At 42.4% G+C, this 16473-nt stretch carries 13 protein-coding genes; all 13 read right to left on the reverse strand.

Features of this window, described 5'->3' with window-relative positions; genetic code table 11:
• Positions 1–5 precede the first annotated feature (5 nt).
• The 13 genes from truB to BK049_RS00290 all read right to left on the reverse strand — a co-directional run bounded on the left by truB (position 6) and on the right by BK049_RS00290 (position 16406).
• Positions 6–935 (reverse strand): tRNA pseudouridine(55) synthase TruB, encoded by a 930-nt coding sequence (gene truB / locus BK049_RS00230; RefSeq protein WP_071167609.1) that lies wholly within the window; start codon positions 933–935, stop codon positions 6–8.
• Between the two features lie 68 nt (positions 936–1003).
• The gene (gene rbfA / locus BK049_RS00235; RefSeq protein ID WP_007499525.1) at positions 1004–1354 is read right to left on the reverse strand and encodes a 30S ribosome-binding factor RbfA; all 351 of its coding nucleotides are present in this window, start codon (positions 1352–1354) and stop codon (positions 1004–1006) included.
• Between the two features lie 17 nt (positions 1355–1371).
• Complete coding sequence (locus BK049_RS00240; protein WP_008354445.1) at positions 1372–1650, reverse strand: DUF503 domain-containing protein; 279 nt, start codon at positions 1648–1650, stop codon at positions 1372–1374.
• Positions 1647–3767: a translation initiation factor IF-2 gene (gene infB / locus BK049_RS00245; RefSeq protein WP_008354447.1), complete on the reverse strand. Its 2121-nt coding sequence runs from the start codon at positions 3765–3767 to the stop codon at positions 1647–1649. Before infB ends, BK049_RS00240 begins: the two co-directional genes overlap by 4 nt.
• A gap of 19 nt (positions 3768–3786) precedes the next feature.
• Complete coding sequence (locus tag BK049_RS00250; protein ID WP_007499528.1) at positions 3787–4089, reverse strand: YlxQ family RNA-binding protein; 303 nt, start codon at positions 4087–4089, stop codon at positions 3787–3789.
• Entirely contained in the window at positions 4082–4366 is a 285-nt protein-coding gene (gene rnpM, locus BK049_RS00255; protein ID WP_008354450.1) for an RNase P modulator RnpM, read from the reverse strand. The genes BK049_RS00250 and rnpM overlap by 8 nt, the downstream gene beginning before the upstream one ends.
• A 15-nt stretch (positions 4367–4381) precedes the next feature.
• The gene (nusA, locus tag BK049_RS00260; RefSeq protein ID WP_008354451.1) at positions 4382–5497 is read right to left on the reverse strand and encodes a transcription termination factor NusA; all 1116 of its coding nucleotides are present in this window, start codon (positions 5495–5497) and stop codon (positions 4382–4384) included.
• Between the two features lie 32 nt (positions 5498–5529).
• Positions 5530–6003, reverse strand: a complete 474-nt coding sequence (rimP, locus tag BK049_RS00265) for a ribosome maturation factor RimP (protein ID WP_008354452.1) — start codon at positions 6001–6003, stop codon at positions 5530–5532.
• A gap of 240 nt (positions 6004–6243) precedes the next feature.
• The gene (locus tag BK049_RS00270) at positions 6244–7374 is read right to left on the reverse strand and encodes a glycoside hydrolase 5 family protein (RefSeq protein ID WP_071167610.1); all 1131 of its coding nucleotides are present in this window, start codon (positions 7372–7374) and stop codon (positions 6244–6246) included.
• A gap of 20 nt (positions 7375–7394) precedes the next feature.
• Positions 7395–7646 carry a hypothetical protein gene (locus tag BK049_RS00275; protein WP_071167611.1) on the reverse strand — a complete coding sequence of 84 codons (252 nt, stop codon included), beginning with the start codon at positions 7644–7646 and terminating at the stop codon, positions 7395–7397.
• Between the two features lie 29 nt (positions 7647–7675).
• Positions 7676–9781, reverse strand: a complete 2106-nt coding sequence (locus BK049_RS00280) for a glycoside hydrolase family 48 protein (RefSeq protein WP_071167612.1) — start codon at positions 9779–9781, stop codon at positions 7676–7678.
• A 35-nt stretch (positions 9782–9816) separates the two neighbouring features.
• The gene (locus tag BK049_RS00285) at positions 9817–11667 is read right to left on the reverse strand and encodes a glycoside hydrolase family 9 protein (protein ID WP_008354456.1); all 1851 of its coding nucleotides are present in this window, start codon (positions 11665–11667) and stop codon (positions 9817–9819) included.
• A gap of 425 nt (positions 11668–12092) precedes the next feature.
• Positions 12093–16406, reverse strand: a complete 4314-nt coding sequence (locus BK049_RS00290) for a PolC-type DNA polymerase III (RefSeq protein WP_008354457.1) — start codon at positions 16404–16406, stop codon at positions 12093–12095.
• Between the last annotated feature and the right edge of the window lie 67 nt (positions 16407–16473).

The raw sequence follows: 16473 nt of genomic DNA on the forward strand, positions 1-16473 counted from the left end.
TTTCTTTAAGATTGCTTGTCCTGGGATAAAATCTTCGCCGGCTTCATCAGGTTCTGTTTGGTCGGATGCTTCATATAAATCGCCATACAACGACCTGAAGGAGCAAAGACAGCGACACGATCTTCCTCTGCAAAATGAGCGAATTCATCAGGCATAGGCAGGACTGCACCGTTTTCCACTTTACTTGCTAATGTATCATTTATCTCCCATTTCGGCAAATGATTGAGCGCACGCTCGATCGGCACAAGGTGCTCATCTACCGTTCCTTCCTCGCTGATCTCGCGCAGCTCGTCAAGGGTGATACATTCCTCTAACGTAAAGTCGCCTGACCCTGTACGAATGAGATGTGACATGTGGGCCGGGAATCCCAGTTTCTTTCCGATATCAACGGCTAAAGTTCTGACATACGTGCCTTTTGAACACAAAACAGTGAATCTGAATGATACCTGGCCATCTTCAAATGTGACAGGTGTTGTCCGCTCAATACGATGAACGGTGATTTTGCGGCTTGGACGCTCAATTTCAATTCCTTCTCTTGCATATTCATAGAGCTTCTTCCCGCCAATTTTTACAGCCGAAAACATTGGCGGAATCTGTTCAATGGTTCCTTCAAACTGCTTCAGCACAGCATCAATATCATCTTCTGACATTGGTTCAGGCACCTTTTTTTCTTCAACTATTTCACCTGTTTGATCTTCTGTCGTCGTAGAAAAACCAATCGTGATTTCCGCATCATACGTTTTTGATTTATCTGTTAAGTACTCTACAATTTTCGTCGCTCGTCCAATACAAATAGGCAAAACACCGGACACCTCTGGATCGAGGGTTCCTGTATGTCCGACTTTTTTTGTGTGTAATATCTTTCTCACTTTAAACACACAGTCGTGAGAGGTCATGCCTCTTTCTTTATGTAATAAAAGAACACCGTTTATCATCTGCATTCTCTCCTTTCATAAACGATGAAAAAGGACAGACGATCATCGTCTATCCTTATTTCAACGTCTTATTCGTGATCTTTTGTGTTTAGTTCAGCAATCAGGCTTTCAATTCGGTTACCGTAATCAACGGACTCATCGAATTCAAAGTGCAGCTCTGGTGTTTTGCGAAGTCTGATTCGATTGCCAATTTCAGAGCGGATATACCCTTTAGCCTTTGCCAGGCCTTTTAAGGTTTCCTCTCTTTTCTTCTCGTCACCGAGAACAGAAATATACACTTTGGCAATTTGCAAATCACCGGACACTTCAACATCGGTTACAGTCAAAAAGCCGATTCTTGGATCTTTTAGCTTTCTGCCAAGGATGTCGCCCAATTCTTTTTTCATTTGCTCACCCACACGGGTTGCTCTCATACTCATGATCTTATCACCTCTAATTAAAACCACTCAATTTTCGTGATCGTTCGTTCAATTTCAGGAAAAGAATCAATAAAGCTTAATACACGCTGAAGTTCTTTTTCCACTTGAACCCGAGAGGAGGAAATCACGGCGATTCCAATTGAAGTACGCTGCCACGTATCCTGATAATCCATTTCAGCAATGGTTACATTGAATTTATGGCGCGTTCTTGTCAATATACGCTGAAGAACCGCACGTTTTTCCTTCAGTGAGGATGCATCATAGATCATGCACTCACATTCGGTATAACCGATCATTTTCTTTCAATTTCTTGCATAACGAATGATTCCAAGATATCACCTTCACGGATATCATTGTATTTCTTAATGGTAATACCACATTCATAGCCTTGTGAAACTTCTTTCACATCGTCTTTGAATCGTTTCAATACATCGACTTCGCCTTCAAAAATGACGACGCCATCACGGATTAGTCGGATACCACTGTCTCTAGTAATTGTTCCTTCAGTGACATAACCGCCCGCAATTGTACCGATTTTAGAAACTTTGAACGTTTGACGCACTTCAACTTGACCAATAATTTTTTCTTCGTATTCTGGGTCAAGCATCCCTTTCATCGCAGCTTCAATCTCATCGATTACTTTATAGATAATGCGGTGCAAGCGGATATCTACGTTTTCAGATTCAGCTGTGCTCTTCGCATTCCCATCAGGACGTACGTTAAATCCGATCACAATCGCATTAGAAGCACTTGCTAAAATGATATCAGATTCTGTAATCGCTCCAACACCCGTATGGATGATTTTCACTTTTACGCCTTCTACTTCAATTTTTTGAAGAGCTGCCGTCAGGGCTTCAGCAGAACCTTGTACGTCTGCTTTCACGATTAAGTTGATATCTTTCACATCACCTTGTTTGATTTGCTCAAATAGATCATCGAGAGATAATTTCGCTTTGTCTGAACGCTGTTCATCAAGCTGTTTTGAAGCACGCGCCTCTCCTACTTGACGAGCTGTTTTTTCATCTTTGAATACGAGGAACTGATCCCCTGCATTCGGTACATCGTTTAAGCCAGTGATTTCAACAGGTGTAGACGGTCCTGCTGTTTTCACGCGACGTCCGATGTCATTGACCATTGCACGAACACGGCCAAATGTATTTCCGACAACGATTGGGTCACCTACATGAAGTGTACCAGTTTGAACAAGAAGGGTTGCAACAGAACCTCTTCCTTTGTCAAGCTCAGCCTCGATCACTGTTCCTTTAGCCGCACGATTTGGGTTGGCTTTCAGTTCTGCTACTTCGCTGACAAGAAGGATCATTTCAATCAATTCGTCAATGCCTTCACCTGTTTTTGCAGATAACGGAACGAAGATCGTTTCGCCGCCCCAAGCTTCTGGTACAAGACCATGCTCAGTTAATTCCTGCATGACACGTTCAGGGTTAGCAGTTGGTTTGTCAATTTTATTGACAGCCACAATGATTGGTACCTCTGCTGCTTTCGCGTGGTTAATGGCTTCAATTGTTTGCGGCATCACACCATCATCTGCTGCAACGACTAGGATCGTCGTATCGGTTACCTCAGCACCACGTGCACGCATGGTTGTGAATGCTGCGTGTCCAGGTGTATCAAGGAACGTGATTTTCTTGCCGTTTTCTTCAATTTGGTATGCACCGATATGCTGCGTAATTCCACCAGCTTCGCCTTCTACGACTTTTGTTTTACGAATGCTGTCAAGAAGCGTTGTTTTCCCGTGGTCAACGTGTCCCATGATCGTCACAACTGGGGGGCGTACTTGCATATCTTCTTCTTTATCTTCAACTTCATACTTTTCAAGTTCAGTTTCTTCTAAAATGATGACTTCCTCTACTGGAACACCATATTCAGAAGCGATTAATTCAACTGTATCTTTATCAAGCTCTTGGTTGATCGTTGCCATAACACCAAGCATCATGAGCTTTTTAATGATTTCAGCTGTTTCTTTTCCAAGCTCTTCAGCAAGCTGGCCGACTGTCATCGAATTTGTAAATTCAATTTTTTCAGGAAGCTCTTTTTTAGGCTTCACAGGTCTTGCTTGCTGATGCTGCGACTTGTTTTGACCGCCGCGTTTATTTTTGTTTTTGTTTTGGTTGTTGTTTTTTTTGTTTTTATTAAATTGATTATTCTGCACGTCATTCTTCTTTCTATCATTGTTTTTGTTAGATGATTGTTTTTTTTGTTCTGCGGGTTTCTCGTTAGCTGTCTCTTTTGCTTTGGCTTTTTTATAGATAGCGTCTAGCTTTTTCACAGTGTCGTCTTCAAGCGTCGCCATGTGGTTGTTCACTTCCACGTTCATATCCTTAAGCGCTGCTATAATATCTTTACTTGAAACATCTATGGCTTTTGCGTATTCATATACTCTCACTTTAGCCATTCGTTCACCCCCAAATAAATTAATCGAGCAAGCTTATGAGCTTCTTAGCGAAGCCTTGGTCAGTGACAGCGACAACTACGCGAGCTTCTTTCCCTATAGAACGTCCGAGAACGGAACGGTCTTCAACTTTTCTAACCGGAACATTATAAAATTTGCATTTGTCAGATACCTTTTTCTCTGTGTTCGATGAGGCATCTGCTGCAAGAAGAACCAGCTTAGCACGCGCATGTCGAATTTCTTTGATCACCAGATCTTCTCCTGACACGACTTTACGAGCTCGATTTGCTAGACCCAGCAAAGGATACCACTCAGATTCAGTCATTTGGTTTTTTCACCTTTTCAGCTAGTTCTAGTAATTCCTCAAATATGTGTTCGTCAATCTGTGTCTGAAATTGCTGCTGTAAACTACGTTTGTTCTTTGCCGCAAGAATGGTTTCTTTATCGAGAGAAAGGTAAGCCCCGCGCCCGTTCATTTTTCCAGTAGTGTCAACTGACACTTCACCTTCTTTAGAACGAACAATGCGGATCAGTTCTTTCTTTGGTTTCATTTCTCCCGTTACGACGCATTTTCTAAGCGGGATTTTCTTTCGGCTTTTCACCTTTTATATCACCTCTTATTCGTCAGATTCCTCAGCTACTGGTTCAGCCTCTAAGAAAAGAGATTCAGAGTCTTCAGTTCTTGGGAAAATACCGAGTTCCCTTGCATCTGTTTCGCTTTTAATGTCAATCTTCCAGCTAGTCAGCTTCGCTGCGAGACGCGCATTTTGACCTCTTTTACCAATGGCTAAAGATAGCTGATAATCAGGGACAATCACTGTTGTCGCCTTTTCTTCTTCATTTACAATGACATCAAGTACTTTGGATGGACTAAGGGCATTGGCAACAAATTCAACAGGATCATTCGACCAATGAACAATGTCAATTTTTTCGCCTTTCAGCTCATTGACAATTGCTTGTACACGCTGACCTTTTGGTCCAACACAAGAACCAACTGGATCAACATCAGGATCATCTGTGCGAACAGATATTTTAGAGCGGTCTCCAGCTTCTCTAGCAACAGATTTAAGCTCTACAGTACCATCATAAATTTCTGGCACTTCAATTTCAAATAAACGCTTTAAAAGACCTGGGTGTGTTCTTGACACATAAATTTGTGGTCCTTTTGTTGTTTTTTCTACTTTTGTAATGAACACTTTAATGCGATCATGTGGTTTGTAGTCCTCATTTGGCATTTGTTCGTTGACCGGAAGAAGGGCTTCGATTTTGCCAAGTGACACGTAAATGAATTTGCTGTCAATTCGCTGAACGATTCCCGTCATGATGTCTTCCTCACGGTCGATAAACTCAGTGTAGATCACACCTCGCTCTGCTTCTCTCACTCGCTGCGTTACGACTTGTTTTGCTGTCTGAGCCGCAATGCGTCCGAAATCTTTTGGTGTGACTTCAATCTCAACGACGTCACCTACCATGTAATTTGGGTTGATGTTAACTGCATCTTCTACAGAGATTTCAAGGCGAGAATCATACACTTCATCTACAACATCTTTTCTTGCAAATACGCGAATCGTTCCCGTTTCACGGTTCAAATCAACACGAACATTTTGTGCTTGATTAAAATTACGCTTGTATGCAGAAATGAGTGCAGCTTCAATCGCTTCAATAATAATTTCTTTACTAATACCCTTCTCTTTCTCAAGAACAGTCAGGGCATCTAACAACTCACTACTCATTTTTATGGTTCCCCCTTATATCAATGAAAAGGTTAATTGAACGAAACTGCTAATCTTGCGTTCGCTATTTTTTCGTATGGAATATTGATCTCTTTCTTTCTTGTCTTAATCTTCACTGTCACTGTTGCAATCTCACCATCAAAGCTTGTAAGCTCACCTTCAAACGCCTTTTCACCATCAATTGGTTCGTATGTTTTCATGAAAACATTTTTTCCAAGTGCTTTTTCAAAATCAGCTTTTTTCTTTAATGGACGCTCCGCTCCAGGAGAGGACACTTCAAGAAAGTAGTTTTGGCTAATCGGATCTGCCTCATCAAGCTTTTCGCTCAAGGCTTCGCTCACTTTGGCACACTCCTCGATATCGACGCCTTTTTCAGAGTCAATAAACACGCGAAGGAACCAGTTTTGACCCTCTTTGACAAATTCAACATCAACGAGTTCAAGCTGTAAGCCATCTAATATTGGCTGCACCATTTCGCTTACGATATCCACTACTTTTTTGCTCATTCTCTTCCTCCTTGTGCTTTCGATAAACGCTCTTATCAATCATTCTGCATAAAAACCCTGCTTTATGTGAGCAGGGGGAGCAGAAAACGGATGAATAATGTCGAGACAAAAATTGCCTGTTCAATACAAAAGAGCGGGTTTCCCCACTCTTGTCTCGGTAATCGTTAGCATTTCCATAAAAACTATACCATATCCAATTTTTTTATGCAAATGAAGTTCCTTATTAACAGACGCTTTTTATCACTTCTTTTCATTCATTCTTTTTGCGTGTTCACTGATGACTTCTGCCTCCCTGCTCTCCTTTATGACTCGAAAGCCGTCATAATCTGGATAGAGCGAATTATCGTCTTGAATGCTTGTTAAAATCCAAAATTGGCTGCCTGCTCCTCCGAGTCGTTCAATTGTTGTCAGCCAGCTTTGATATACATCAGGACGTGCTGCTTGATTTTGGTAGCCAAACTCTTCTAGCACAACAGGTTTTCCAATCACATTTCCATGATTGATATGGTCTTCAATCCATTTCACTCCCCAAGTTGCTGACTTGTTCCAGTGATCTGGATATAAATGATAGGTTCCATAATCGATATGAGGAAGAGCGGTCAAACGATCCCAATCAACGCCTTCTCCGCCCCCATATAGCCAATCGTCATGACCTGCTATGTGAAAGAACCCTTCATCTCCTACTGCGACAAGATGATTCCGGTCAATTGATTTGATCCAAGTACTCATTTCATTTGCCCAGTTTACTAGTAAATTCCCTGTAGGATCTGACTGAGCACGCGGTTCATTGGCAAGCTCCCACGTCATAATCGCAGGATCATCTTTATATTGAACACCTGTGTACGTATTGGTTCTCTCTAATACATAACGCACATAATTTTTGTAAGCATTTTTTATACGAGAATCGGTATAAAAATCATCATGTGATCCTGCCTGAAACCACTTTACGTATTGATTCATCCCGCCAAAATCATCCCAGTTGTTCACTAGCGGGATGACAAGCTTTATTCCTTCCTGCCCCGCTTTATAAATCGCATAATCTAGTTTTCGAAAACCTGATTCTTCATAAACCCCTGGACTAGATTGTAAAACTGAGTTTTCTTGAGGAGCCCCATCGTGAAATCCCCAAATACGTATGACCTTTAAATTCATTGCTTTCATATCATCGAACACAGCATCTACCATCTTTTTTGATTTGTAATGAAAATAGTAGTTATTTGTGCCAGCGAAGTAAAATGGTTGATTGTTCAACAAAAAATGTGTACCAGATGTTTGCACATAGGAGGCGGCTTTGACGGTTAGAGAGAACCAGCCTGCCCATACAACGATGAGTAGGGTGATACAAGACACCCTTTGAAACCATTTCTTCATTCAGATTCTCCTCACATCTATCATTTTACAGGTGCGATCACATTTAGATGAAGCGGTGTTTGTGTATTTGAATCAAGTTCAATTGTCTGCTGTTTTAACAGTTTACTGTCTTTACCGATTCGAACCTCATATGTCCCGTGATAGGCTGGACATGTCACTTTGCCATCAGCATCTGTTTTTTCAGCTCTTTGTGTCGTCCACTCATTTAGCAGCTTTTCATCACGTCGTCCTGCTTCATTGGATGTATATTTTCTATTCAGCCTGCCGGCCATCAAGCAGCCGGCCGCTTGATGTGAATCTGCTAGTCGATGAGACGATGATATTCCGCATAGGCTGTGGCCATATCAACTTGTGACCAGAAGCGATGATAAGTGAAACTTGGCGCACCACTCTCCCATTTACCTGATGATTCATTAAATGATGCTTGATATTTACTCTCAAGCGATGACCATGCTGGATCTTGCTTAATTTTCGGACGAAGATCTGCAAAACTCGTATAAACTCCGTTACCTCCGCGCTGCGGGTCTGAAGGAATGGTGCTGGAACCAGGGATCTGATTCCCTTGACCAAATGTTCCATTCCAGCCATTTGGGAAATACACTTCTTTTTTAAAGAAGCGGTGGTAGTCTTCTCTTTCCTCCTCTGTGACAATCCCCACACCATCATTATAATTCCACGCAACCTCAAGGAGCTGTGCGGCTGTCTCTTTTGCTCTTATACCAAGAGGTGTATAGTTTCCTGTCTCTTCCTTTGTTGCAGCAGCAAAGAATGTCAAAGCTTTGATCAGACTGCCAAGTACGCCCGTATCTTGAGAAGGATCTTTCGTTACAGCCGTTAAATTGGGATTGCCTGTTGCAGATTGGAAACCGCTCCAAGTGTCAGGCTGGCCGCTCCATTCTATATTTCCAGGAATCCAAAACTCGCCAGGTGCACTCGTTGTGGCAACAGCAGCATTTGTCCCTCCGAGAATTCTTTGTCCCTGACCATCTAAAAAGTATCCCTCTTGATCCGTCACAGGACGGGTGTCAACAAAAATGTAATCTAATGAGTAGTTGATCCATTTTGTGATAACAGATTTGGTCATTTGGACATTTTCAGACGTTTTGTCTCCATCTTTTACAAAAATGTAGTACAGCTCAGCTACACGCTCCATTGGCCATGCCTGCATCCCAAACCAATTATTAGAAGGAGGGTCAAGGTAAACAGGCGCATCTTCATATGCCATGTCATAAAATGTGCTTCTTCCGGCGGGATATGCACGATAGTCTCCATTCCAGCTATTGGTTGCACCTCCTGCAATCGCTCCTTCTTTTGATTGAAGCCATACGTAAAATTCAAGCTGTCTCTTTAACGTTTTCTCCCAATCACTTGCACCAGTAGCAGACGATGGCTTTAACCCCCCTTTATCTGAGGATAAAGCATAAGCAGCGACAGGGTTTTGATACCCTTGGTGACAATGACTTGCCCCGATACGCCATGCCCAATTTGCATACTCTCCAAGTCCACCGCCCCAAGAGGTATACCATGCCATTAAGTGATGACACGCACTCTTTCCATTCCCAGGAGACGGACGGCCCTGCTTTCCACTTCCAATCGTTTGAAAATATTTATCGTACATACCGTAGCGAAGGAAATCACCCATTTTTTTCGCTTTCTCAAGGTAGGTTGATCGCTGATAGCCAAGCTCTTTTGCCCAATACATTGCCTGTATCGCACGCGCATCAGCGTCTGTCGCATTGGTATAGCGCCACTGGGCGGCTGGCGCTTGATTTTCTTTTGTGAACAAGCTCATGAAACCTTCATTGGGCTTCCCAAATGTTTGATCATCTTGTGATGGATGAGGGATGGCCTCCCATACAGATTCTTGCGGCCCCCGCTGAAATGTGTTTACATATGCTGCCGTATGTGATGGGTTTAGCAAATTCCCATATTCATACCAATTGTCTACATCAAGTAGCCAGTGCATTAAATACGTTTCATTCGTTCCATAGGTTGACTTCAGTTCAGCATCAATCGGATCTTGACCAGCAGGATAAGCTCCGGTCAGCTGGCTAGGGTATTGATCCGGGTATGGTTTTTCTGAAGCATACGTGGCTGGACTAGATGGATTGTAAGAATTCATATGCGGCTGCTCATCATGTCCATCTTCATTTACTGGAATGATAAACTTCTCCATATTATCCCAAGCTGCTTCTAGCTTGCTCCAATCACCTGTATAATGTCCATACAACACTTCAAGCCACAGCCAGTAGCTATAAGCTTCTGAAGTCGTCATATGCCCATAATCCGGCGCCTCGCAAATAAGCGTTTCAATTGAATGATACGGAATGCCTTCTTTTGAAAAATATCCATGTGCATCGTTTTTAATTTGATGATAAAGCGTTAAAAACCGTTCTTTGTTTGTCATGTCCCTCACCCTTTAAATGAATTTAGAATTGATTTTTATTTGTCTGGAAGTGTGCCAAATACTAAAGCACCCTGATCAAAAACAGGAATCCTCGCTGTTTTTTGCATATTAGATGTTAACCCTTGAAAGGAATAATCATTTGAGGCATCCCATATATTCAACCGATTTGGAGCAGATAATCGAAACTGTATTTCCTTTTTATGCAAAGCTTCGCCTCCAGGAAAAATAGCTACACCAGTAAAATCGATTTCTGTAAAATAGACATGGGATGATGCGTCATATACCGTTAACGGGGATAAGGAGGCGCCTTCATTGTAGGCTGCGGTCACTTGAATATCTTTTTCAGTGAATCCACGCGCAAATATCTCGCTAAGATTGACGTAATATCTAAACGAAAGTGTTTGACTGCTTCTTGCCGGCCAGCCTGATCGATTATATAGAACGGCTTTGACCTGAGTAGATGTTGTATCGTTACTCATCACAGCTGCCTCTACAAAAAACTCATCCTCCACCTTTTCTTTAGGGGGGAAATTCGGCAGCTTTGACTGCCCCTGACCAAACAGTTGCACCATTTTGGCTAGATTTCCAGTAAAGGCAGCATTATAGTCTGTCGCCACCTCGTTTGTTACATAGTCAGAGATGTCATCGACATATTGATCCTGTGCATTAGGCCCACCAACAAGCGCTCCATAAAGAGTGTGCCGATGGTGAGGAGGATTTGTCAGCTGATTAGACCATGAGCCATGCGCAGTTCGATGATGTGGATGCATCGGCGGATTTTGGCCAAACCCAACAACATAGCTTCTATTTTGCGGATTATCACCTAGCATGTAGTGTGTTTGCTTGATCGCAAACGTTTGGTATTGATTCTTTTTTTCTTGGTCAGAGACCCAATCAGCGTATACAAAGGCTAAAAATGCTGCATTTGCTGAATAGCGAAGTGCCCCCCATTGATCTAACCACGCCAAACCGCCAGGCGTATATGTGATTCTTTCTACTTTCCCATTTTGAACAAGACCCGTGGACCAGTAATCTAGATTACGCTCTGCCGATTCTATAAATCTTTTCTCCTTTGTGATTCTGGCGAGTAAAATTTGAGAAGCAAAAAACGTATTGTCCCACGACATGGTAAATGTATAATCCCATTCCTTCGGCCATTCATCTACTGCTTTTAGTGCTTGATTTAAATAGGTCTGCTCATTTGTCGCCAAGTAGAGCCATATTCCTCCCCAAATGAGCTCGTCAATATAACCGCTCCATGAGTTGTAAAATGACTGAGCATTTGTTACACAATCTGTATATTTGCCGCGATATTGATCAGCAAATGCATAAAGCTGTTTGGCGTGTGTGAGAAGCTTTGCTGCATACGACGCATCTGTTTCTTTAAAAATAATAGAACCTGCTGCTAAAGCAGCTGCAGTTTGTGCGGCTACTTCTGTTCCTGGACAATGTTCATCAATTTTAAATGCCGGCCGGTTCATTGGCATCACTTCTGCTGGACCCCACCAGGCATGATCAGCGTGCCCATCACCTACTTGCGCCCAAAATTCGTTCGGCCCTGTATGGGCTTTCAAAAAGTAATCGGTTGCCCACTTGATTTGATCTAACATATCATCAAGCAGCTCCGCCTCTTCATAAGCTTCTCGGTACTCATAAACTGTCCATGCAAGGACAGCCGCAGAGTAAGCCATCGGCAGCCCAAACTTCACATGATCACCAGCATCATACCACCCGCCTGTTAAATCATGACCAACATCCTTCCCATCCTCTAATCCAGAATCCCCTCGCCAGTTAAGACGATTGCTTTCAGGGAGCTTTCCAGAACGTTGGGCTTCGTAAAACAAAATTGATTTTTGAAGAACCTCTACATAGTTGTAAGATGCCATTTACCTATTTCTCACCCCTTCTTTTTTTCTAAAGCGTGAAACATTGAACAATAGAAGAACGCCTCTCTTTCAGTTCGTTTGTGTTTTGTACAGCTATGAAAAGAATCAAACAAGGTTTCAAAAATGCGCATAGTGAACAGCAATCAGCTAGACGCTCACCGGGGGGGTTCTCTTGATTCTTCATGTGACTGTACCCAGAATGATCATATGTCGCATGAGAACATTTCAGACGGCCAAATTCTCTTTTTTGCTCTATTTGGGTAGAAAGAATGACATACAACCTCTTCTCGTAAAAACACGACGATACATCAAGATATATGACTAAACAAGAAAAAAATTCCAGTTAAAATGTTATTAGTTAACATAATAAAATTATTATTTATAAAAAAAGAACGCCCTTTTGCGGGCGCTCTTTTTGGATCACATTAGAATAAAGAAAGCTGGTTTTGATCAGGAAGTGCTTCTAAGCAGCCTTGACGATCTAAATATTCAAGGATGGTCTTAGAGACTTTCCCTCGTTTTTGCAAATCTTCTTTTGAGAGGAATTCACCATCTTGACGTGCGCGCACAATATTTAACGCAACGTTTGTTCCAAGCCCAGGGATGGAGTTAAATGGCGGGATTAATCCGTCTCCATCAATAATGAACTCAGTTGCACTTGAGCGGTATAGGTCTACTTTTTTAAAGTGATAGCCTCTTTCGCACATTTCAAGTGCAAGCTCTAGTACGGTTAATAGGTTCTTCTCTTTCGGTGATGCATCAAGACCTTTTGAGTTAATATCGTCCATGACCGCTCGAATCGCATTTGATCCTTTTGTCATCGTTTCGATATCAAAGTCATCCGCACGAACGGTAAAATAGGCCGCGTAGTACAAAAGTGCATGATGCACCTTGAAATAAGCAATCCGAACAGCCATTAATACATAAGCAGCCGCGTGGGCTTTAGGGAACATGTATTTGATCTTTTTACAAGAATCAATGTACCAGTTCGGAACGTTATTTTTCTTCATTTCTTCTTCCCATTCAGGAGGAAGTCCCTTCCCTTTACGAACAGATTCCATGATTTTAAAGGCAAGTGACGGCTCTAATCCTTGATAGATCAGATACACCATAATATCGTCACGGCAGCCAATCACTTCACTTAATTCACACGTTTTATTATGAATCAGCTCCTGTGCGTTTCCGAGCCATACATCTGTACCGTGTGATAGACCAGAGATCTGAACGAGCTCTGAGAAGGTGGTCGGTTTTGTATCCTCAAGCATCTGCCGAACAAATCTTGTGCCAAACTCAGGGATACCGAGAGTTCCCGTCTTACATCCGATTTGCTCTTCTGTAACGCCGAGAGGCTCCGTCCCTTGGAAGATTTTCATGACCTCAGGATCGTCTGTCGGAATTGTTTTTGGATCGATTCCGCTTAAGTCCTGAAGCATCCGAATGACCGTTGGATCATCGTGCCCAAGAATATCTAGTTTCAGCAAGTTATCATGGATTGAATGGAAATCAAAATGCGTCGTTTTCCAATCAGAACCTGTCGCATCTGCTGGATATTGAATCGGTGAAAAATCGTAAATGTCCATATAATCCGGCACTACGATAATACCGCCTGGATGCTGACCAGTTGTCCGTTTGACCCCTGTACAGCCTTGTACGAGCCGGTCGATTTCTGCGCCTCTCATATGAAGATTATGGTCTCCTGCGTAGCCTTTCACGTAACCATATGCTGTTTTTTCTGCAACAGTACCAATCGTACCTGCTCGGTATACATACTCTTCACCAAACAGCTCTTTCGTATAGTTATGGGCAATCGGCTGATATTCACCGGAGAAGTTCAAGTCGATATCAGGCACTTTATCTCCTTTAAAACCTAAGAAGGTTTCAAACGGAATGTCGTGTCCGTCTTTTTTATACGGCGTCCCGCATTCAGGACAGTTTTTATCAGGAAGGTCAAATCCTGAACCGACCGATCCGTCATTAAAGAATTCAGAGTGCTTGCAGCTTGGACATACATAGTGCGGCGCAAGTGGGTTCACTTCCGTAATCTCTGTTAAAGTCGCAACGAGGGATGAACCGACTGATCCCCTTGAACCAACCAGGTATCCATCATCAAGTGATTTCTTTACGAGTTTATGAGAAATTAAATAAATAACAGCGAAACCATGACCGATAATACTTTTTAATTCTTTTTCAATACGGTCTTCTACGATTTTCGGTAATTCATCTCCGTAGATGCTCCGAGCCATTTGATAGCTCATTTCCCGTATTTCTTCATCTGCACCTTCAATTTTTGGTGTGTAAAGATCGTCTTTGATTGGTTTGATACTTTCGACCATCTCAGATACTTTTTGCGTATTCGTCACGACGATCTCTTTCGCCTTTTCGGCTCCTAAGAAGGAGAATGCTTCTAGCATTTCATCAGTTGTTCTAAAATGAACTTTTGGCAGTTCATGACGGTTAAGTGGATTCGCACCACCCTGTGATGAAATTAAGATTTTACGATAAATTTTGTCTTCTGGATGCAGGTAGTGCACATTTCCAGTCGCCACGACTGGTTTATTCAGCTTTTCACCAAGCCTCACAATGTTTGTGATGATTTCTTTCAATGCCCGTTCATCTCGAATGAGCTCCAGCTGAAGTAAATGCTGATACACTTCTGGCGGATGAACCTCTAAATAATCATAAAATGCTGCAATGTCTTCCACCTCATCAGGTGACTTTTGCATCATTCCTTCAAAGACCTCACCCTTATCACAAGCAGACCCGACTATTAAACCTTCTCGATATTTCTCAAGCTGTGAGCGCGGAATGCGCGGTACCCGGTAGAAATAATCAATATGAGAAAGTGAAACAAGCTTGAATAAATTCTTTAGACCAGTCTCATTTTGAGCAATCAGTGTCGCATGATAAGGACGCGAGCGCTGGTACGCATTGGACTGACCCATGTTTTCATTCAATTGATCATGGTAGACAATGCCTCTTTCAGCCGCATCTTTTAGCATCTTCAGCATCAGGTACCCTGTCGCTTCTGCATCATAAATCGCACGGTGATGCTGCGTAAGTTCAATATCAAACTTTTTACACAGCGTGTTCAGCCGGTGATTTTTAAATTCTGGGTAAAGGAATCGCCCGAGTTCGAGCGTATCAATGACTGGATTTGATGCTTTATCTGTTTTAAGCAGTCGTTTATACGCTGCATTTAAAAAGCCCATATCAAAGCTCGCATTGTGTGCGACAAGGATATCTTGTCCAATCCACTCTTTGAAATCTCGAACGACATCGACGACATCTGGTGCATCTCTCACCATATCATCGGTAATACCGGTTAGCTCAATCGTTGTCGCTGACAGCGGGTGATGAGGGTTTGCAAACGCCTCGAATCGGTCAATGATTTCCCCGCCTTTGATTTTCACTGCTGCAAGCTCAATAATCGTATCATAAACAGCAGAAAGTCCAGTTGTCTCTACGTCAAACACAACAAACGTCGCATCCTCTAATAAAAGGTGCTCTGGATTGTACGCAATCGGTACCCCATCGTTGACTAAATTGATTTCCACACCGTACATCATTTTGATGCCATGCTTTTTACTTGCTGCATACGCATCTGGAAAGGATTGTACAACGGCATGATCTGTCAGGGCAATGGCTTCATGACCCCATTTTTTTGCTTGTTCAACAAGTCTTCCGATACCAGTGACAGCATCCATCTGACTCATTGGAGAGTGCAAATGCAGTTCAACTCGCTTTTCGCCCTCAGGTGCTGTGTCTTCTTTCAGCTGCGGCTTCATTTCATTGACGTCATTTGCGATCATCACAAGATCTCTCACAAACGTATCGTTTTGAATGCTTCCTCTAGCTTTGACCCACATGCCTTTTTTCAATGATTTCATGAGCTGGGCATCTTCTTTTTCTCTTGCAAACATTTTGATCAAAATACTATTTGTATAATCCGTGATTTTAAAGATACAAAGGGTTCTGCCGCTTTTCAGCTCGCGCGTTTCTGCATCGAACACGTAGCCTTGGACGGTGATTCGTCTTTCCTCGTCCATAATACTGTCAAGCGTACGAATTTCTTCATTGTCTTTGATTTGATATCCAATCATCAGTGGGCCAGACGGAGCTTCCTCTTGTTCCTCACTTTCTTTCTTCTCCATCTCAGTGAGGGCTTGCAAGGCTCTTTCCTGGTCTTCAGCGAGCTTTTGTTCTCTGAATTTCTGAATCTCTTGATCTGATACAAATATCTCTGTATCAAATTGCAGCTCTGGAAAACCAACTTGTTTAAATGCAGCCTGTAGCATTGGGCTGTACTTCTTCTTGATGGCCAAAGCTTCTGTTTCGCTTTTTGTTTTAATGATGATTTTATGCCCAGACAGCGCCGGTTTTTGCTGCTGAAGCAAGCTGATGATTGGGGGAGAAATTCCTTGAAGCTCTTCCACACAATGTGACCAATACGATTGAACGAGCTCTTCAGATATGTGCGGATCATTGACTTCAATCGTACAAGTGACTTGTGCAATATGAGAAAATGCGCTTGTCAGCCTGCTGAGAAACATGGCATATACCTTGTAAGGCAGAAGCGCCTTAAATTTAAAAAGGAAATGCCACGTTTTTGCTGCCTTATGCACCGTCAGTTTGACGATCTCGCCTTCTTCAAAATAACGACTGAGGTCATCATCTGTCATTTGAATCTGATTGAGTAATATATGAAATTGCCGCCGGGTAATCGGTAATTGTTCATCCAAGACAGGACCCTCCTTTTGCAAATCAGAAAGGTACCTCTTTTCTGCAGGAGGTACCTTCATTTTTTTG

The sequence above is a fragment of the Bacillus xiamenensis genome (genome assembly GCF_001857925.1).
Taxonomy (GTDB): domain Bacteria; phylum Bacillota; class Bacilli; order Bacillales; family Bacillaceae; genus Bacillus; species Bacillus xiamenensis.

Excerpts from the sequence above, each read along its gene's own strand:
- truB (WP_071167609.1), bottom strand. The coding sequence starts at position 935 with ATGATAAACGGTGTTCTTTTATTACATAAAGAAAGAGGCATGACCTCT.
- rbfA (WP_007499525.1), bottom strand. The coding sequence starts at position 1,354 with ATGAGTATGAGAGCAACCCGTGTGGGTGAGCAAATGAAAAAAGAATTG.
- BK049_RS00240 (WP_008354445.1), bottom strand. The coding sequence starts at position 1,650 with ATGATCGGTTATACCGAATGTGAGTGCATGATCTATGATGCATCCTCA.
- infB (WP_008354447.1), bottom strand. The coding sequence starts at position 3,767 with ATGGCTAAAGTGAGAGTATATGAATACGCAAAAGCCATAGATGTTTCA.
- BK049_RS00250 (WP_007499528.1), bottom strand. The coding sequence starts at position 4,089 with ATGACTGAATCTGAGTGGTATCCTTTGCTGGGTCTAGCAAATCGAGCT.
- nusA (WP_008354451.1), bottom strand. The coding sequence starts at position 5,497 with ATGAGTAGTGAGTTGTTAGATGCCCTGACTGTTCTTGAGAAAGAGAAG.
- rimP (WP_008354452.1), bottom strand. The coding sequence starts at position 6,003 with ATGAGCAAAAAAGTAGTGGATATCGTAAGCGAAATGGTGCAGCCAATA.
- BK049_RS00270 (WP_071167610.1), bottom strand. The coding sequence starts at position 7,374 with ATGAAGAAATGGTTTCAAAGGGTGTCTTGTATCACCCTACTCATCGTT.
- BK049_RS00275 (WP_071167611.1), bottom strand. The coding sequence starts at position 7,646 with ATGGCCGGCAGGCTGAATAGAAAATATACATCCAATGAAGCAGGACGA.
- BK049_RS00280 (WP_071167612.1), bottom strand. The coding sequence starts at position 9,781 with ATGACAAACAAAGAACGGTTTTTAACGCTTTATCATCAAATTAAAAAC.
- BK049_RS00285 (WP_008354456.1), bottom strand. The coding sequence starts at position 11,667 with ATGGCATCTTACAACTATGTAGAGGTTCTTCAAAAATCAATTTTGTTT.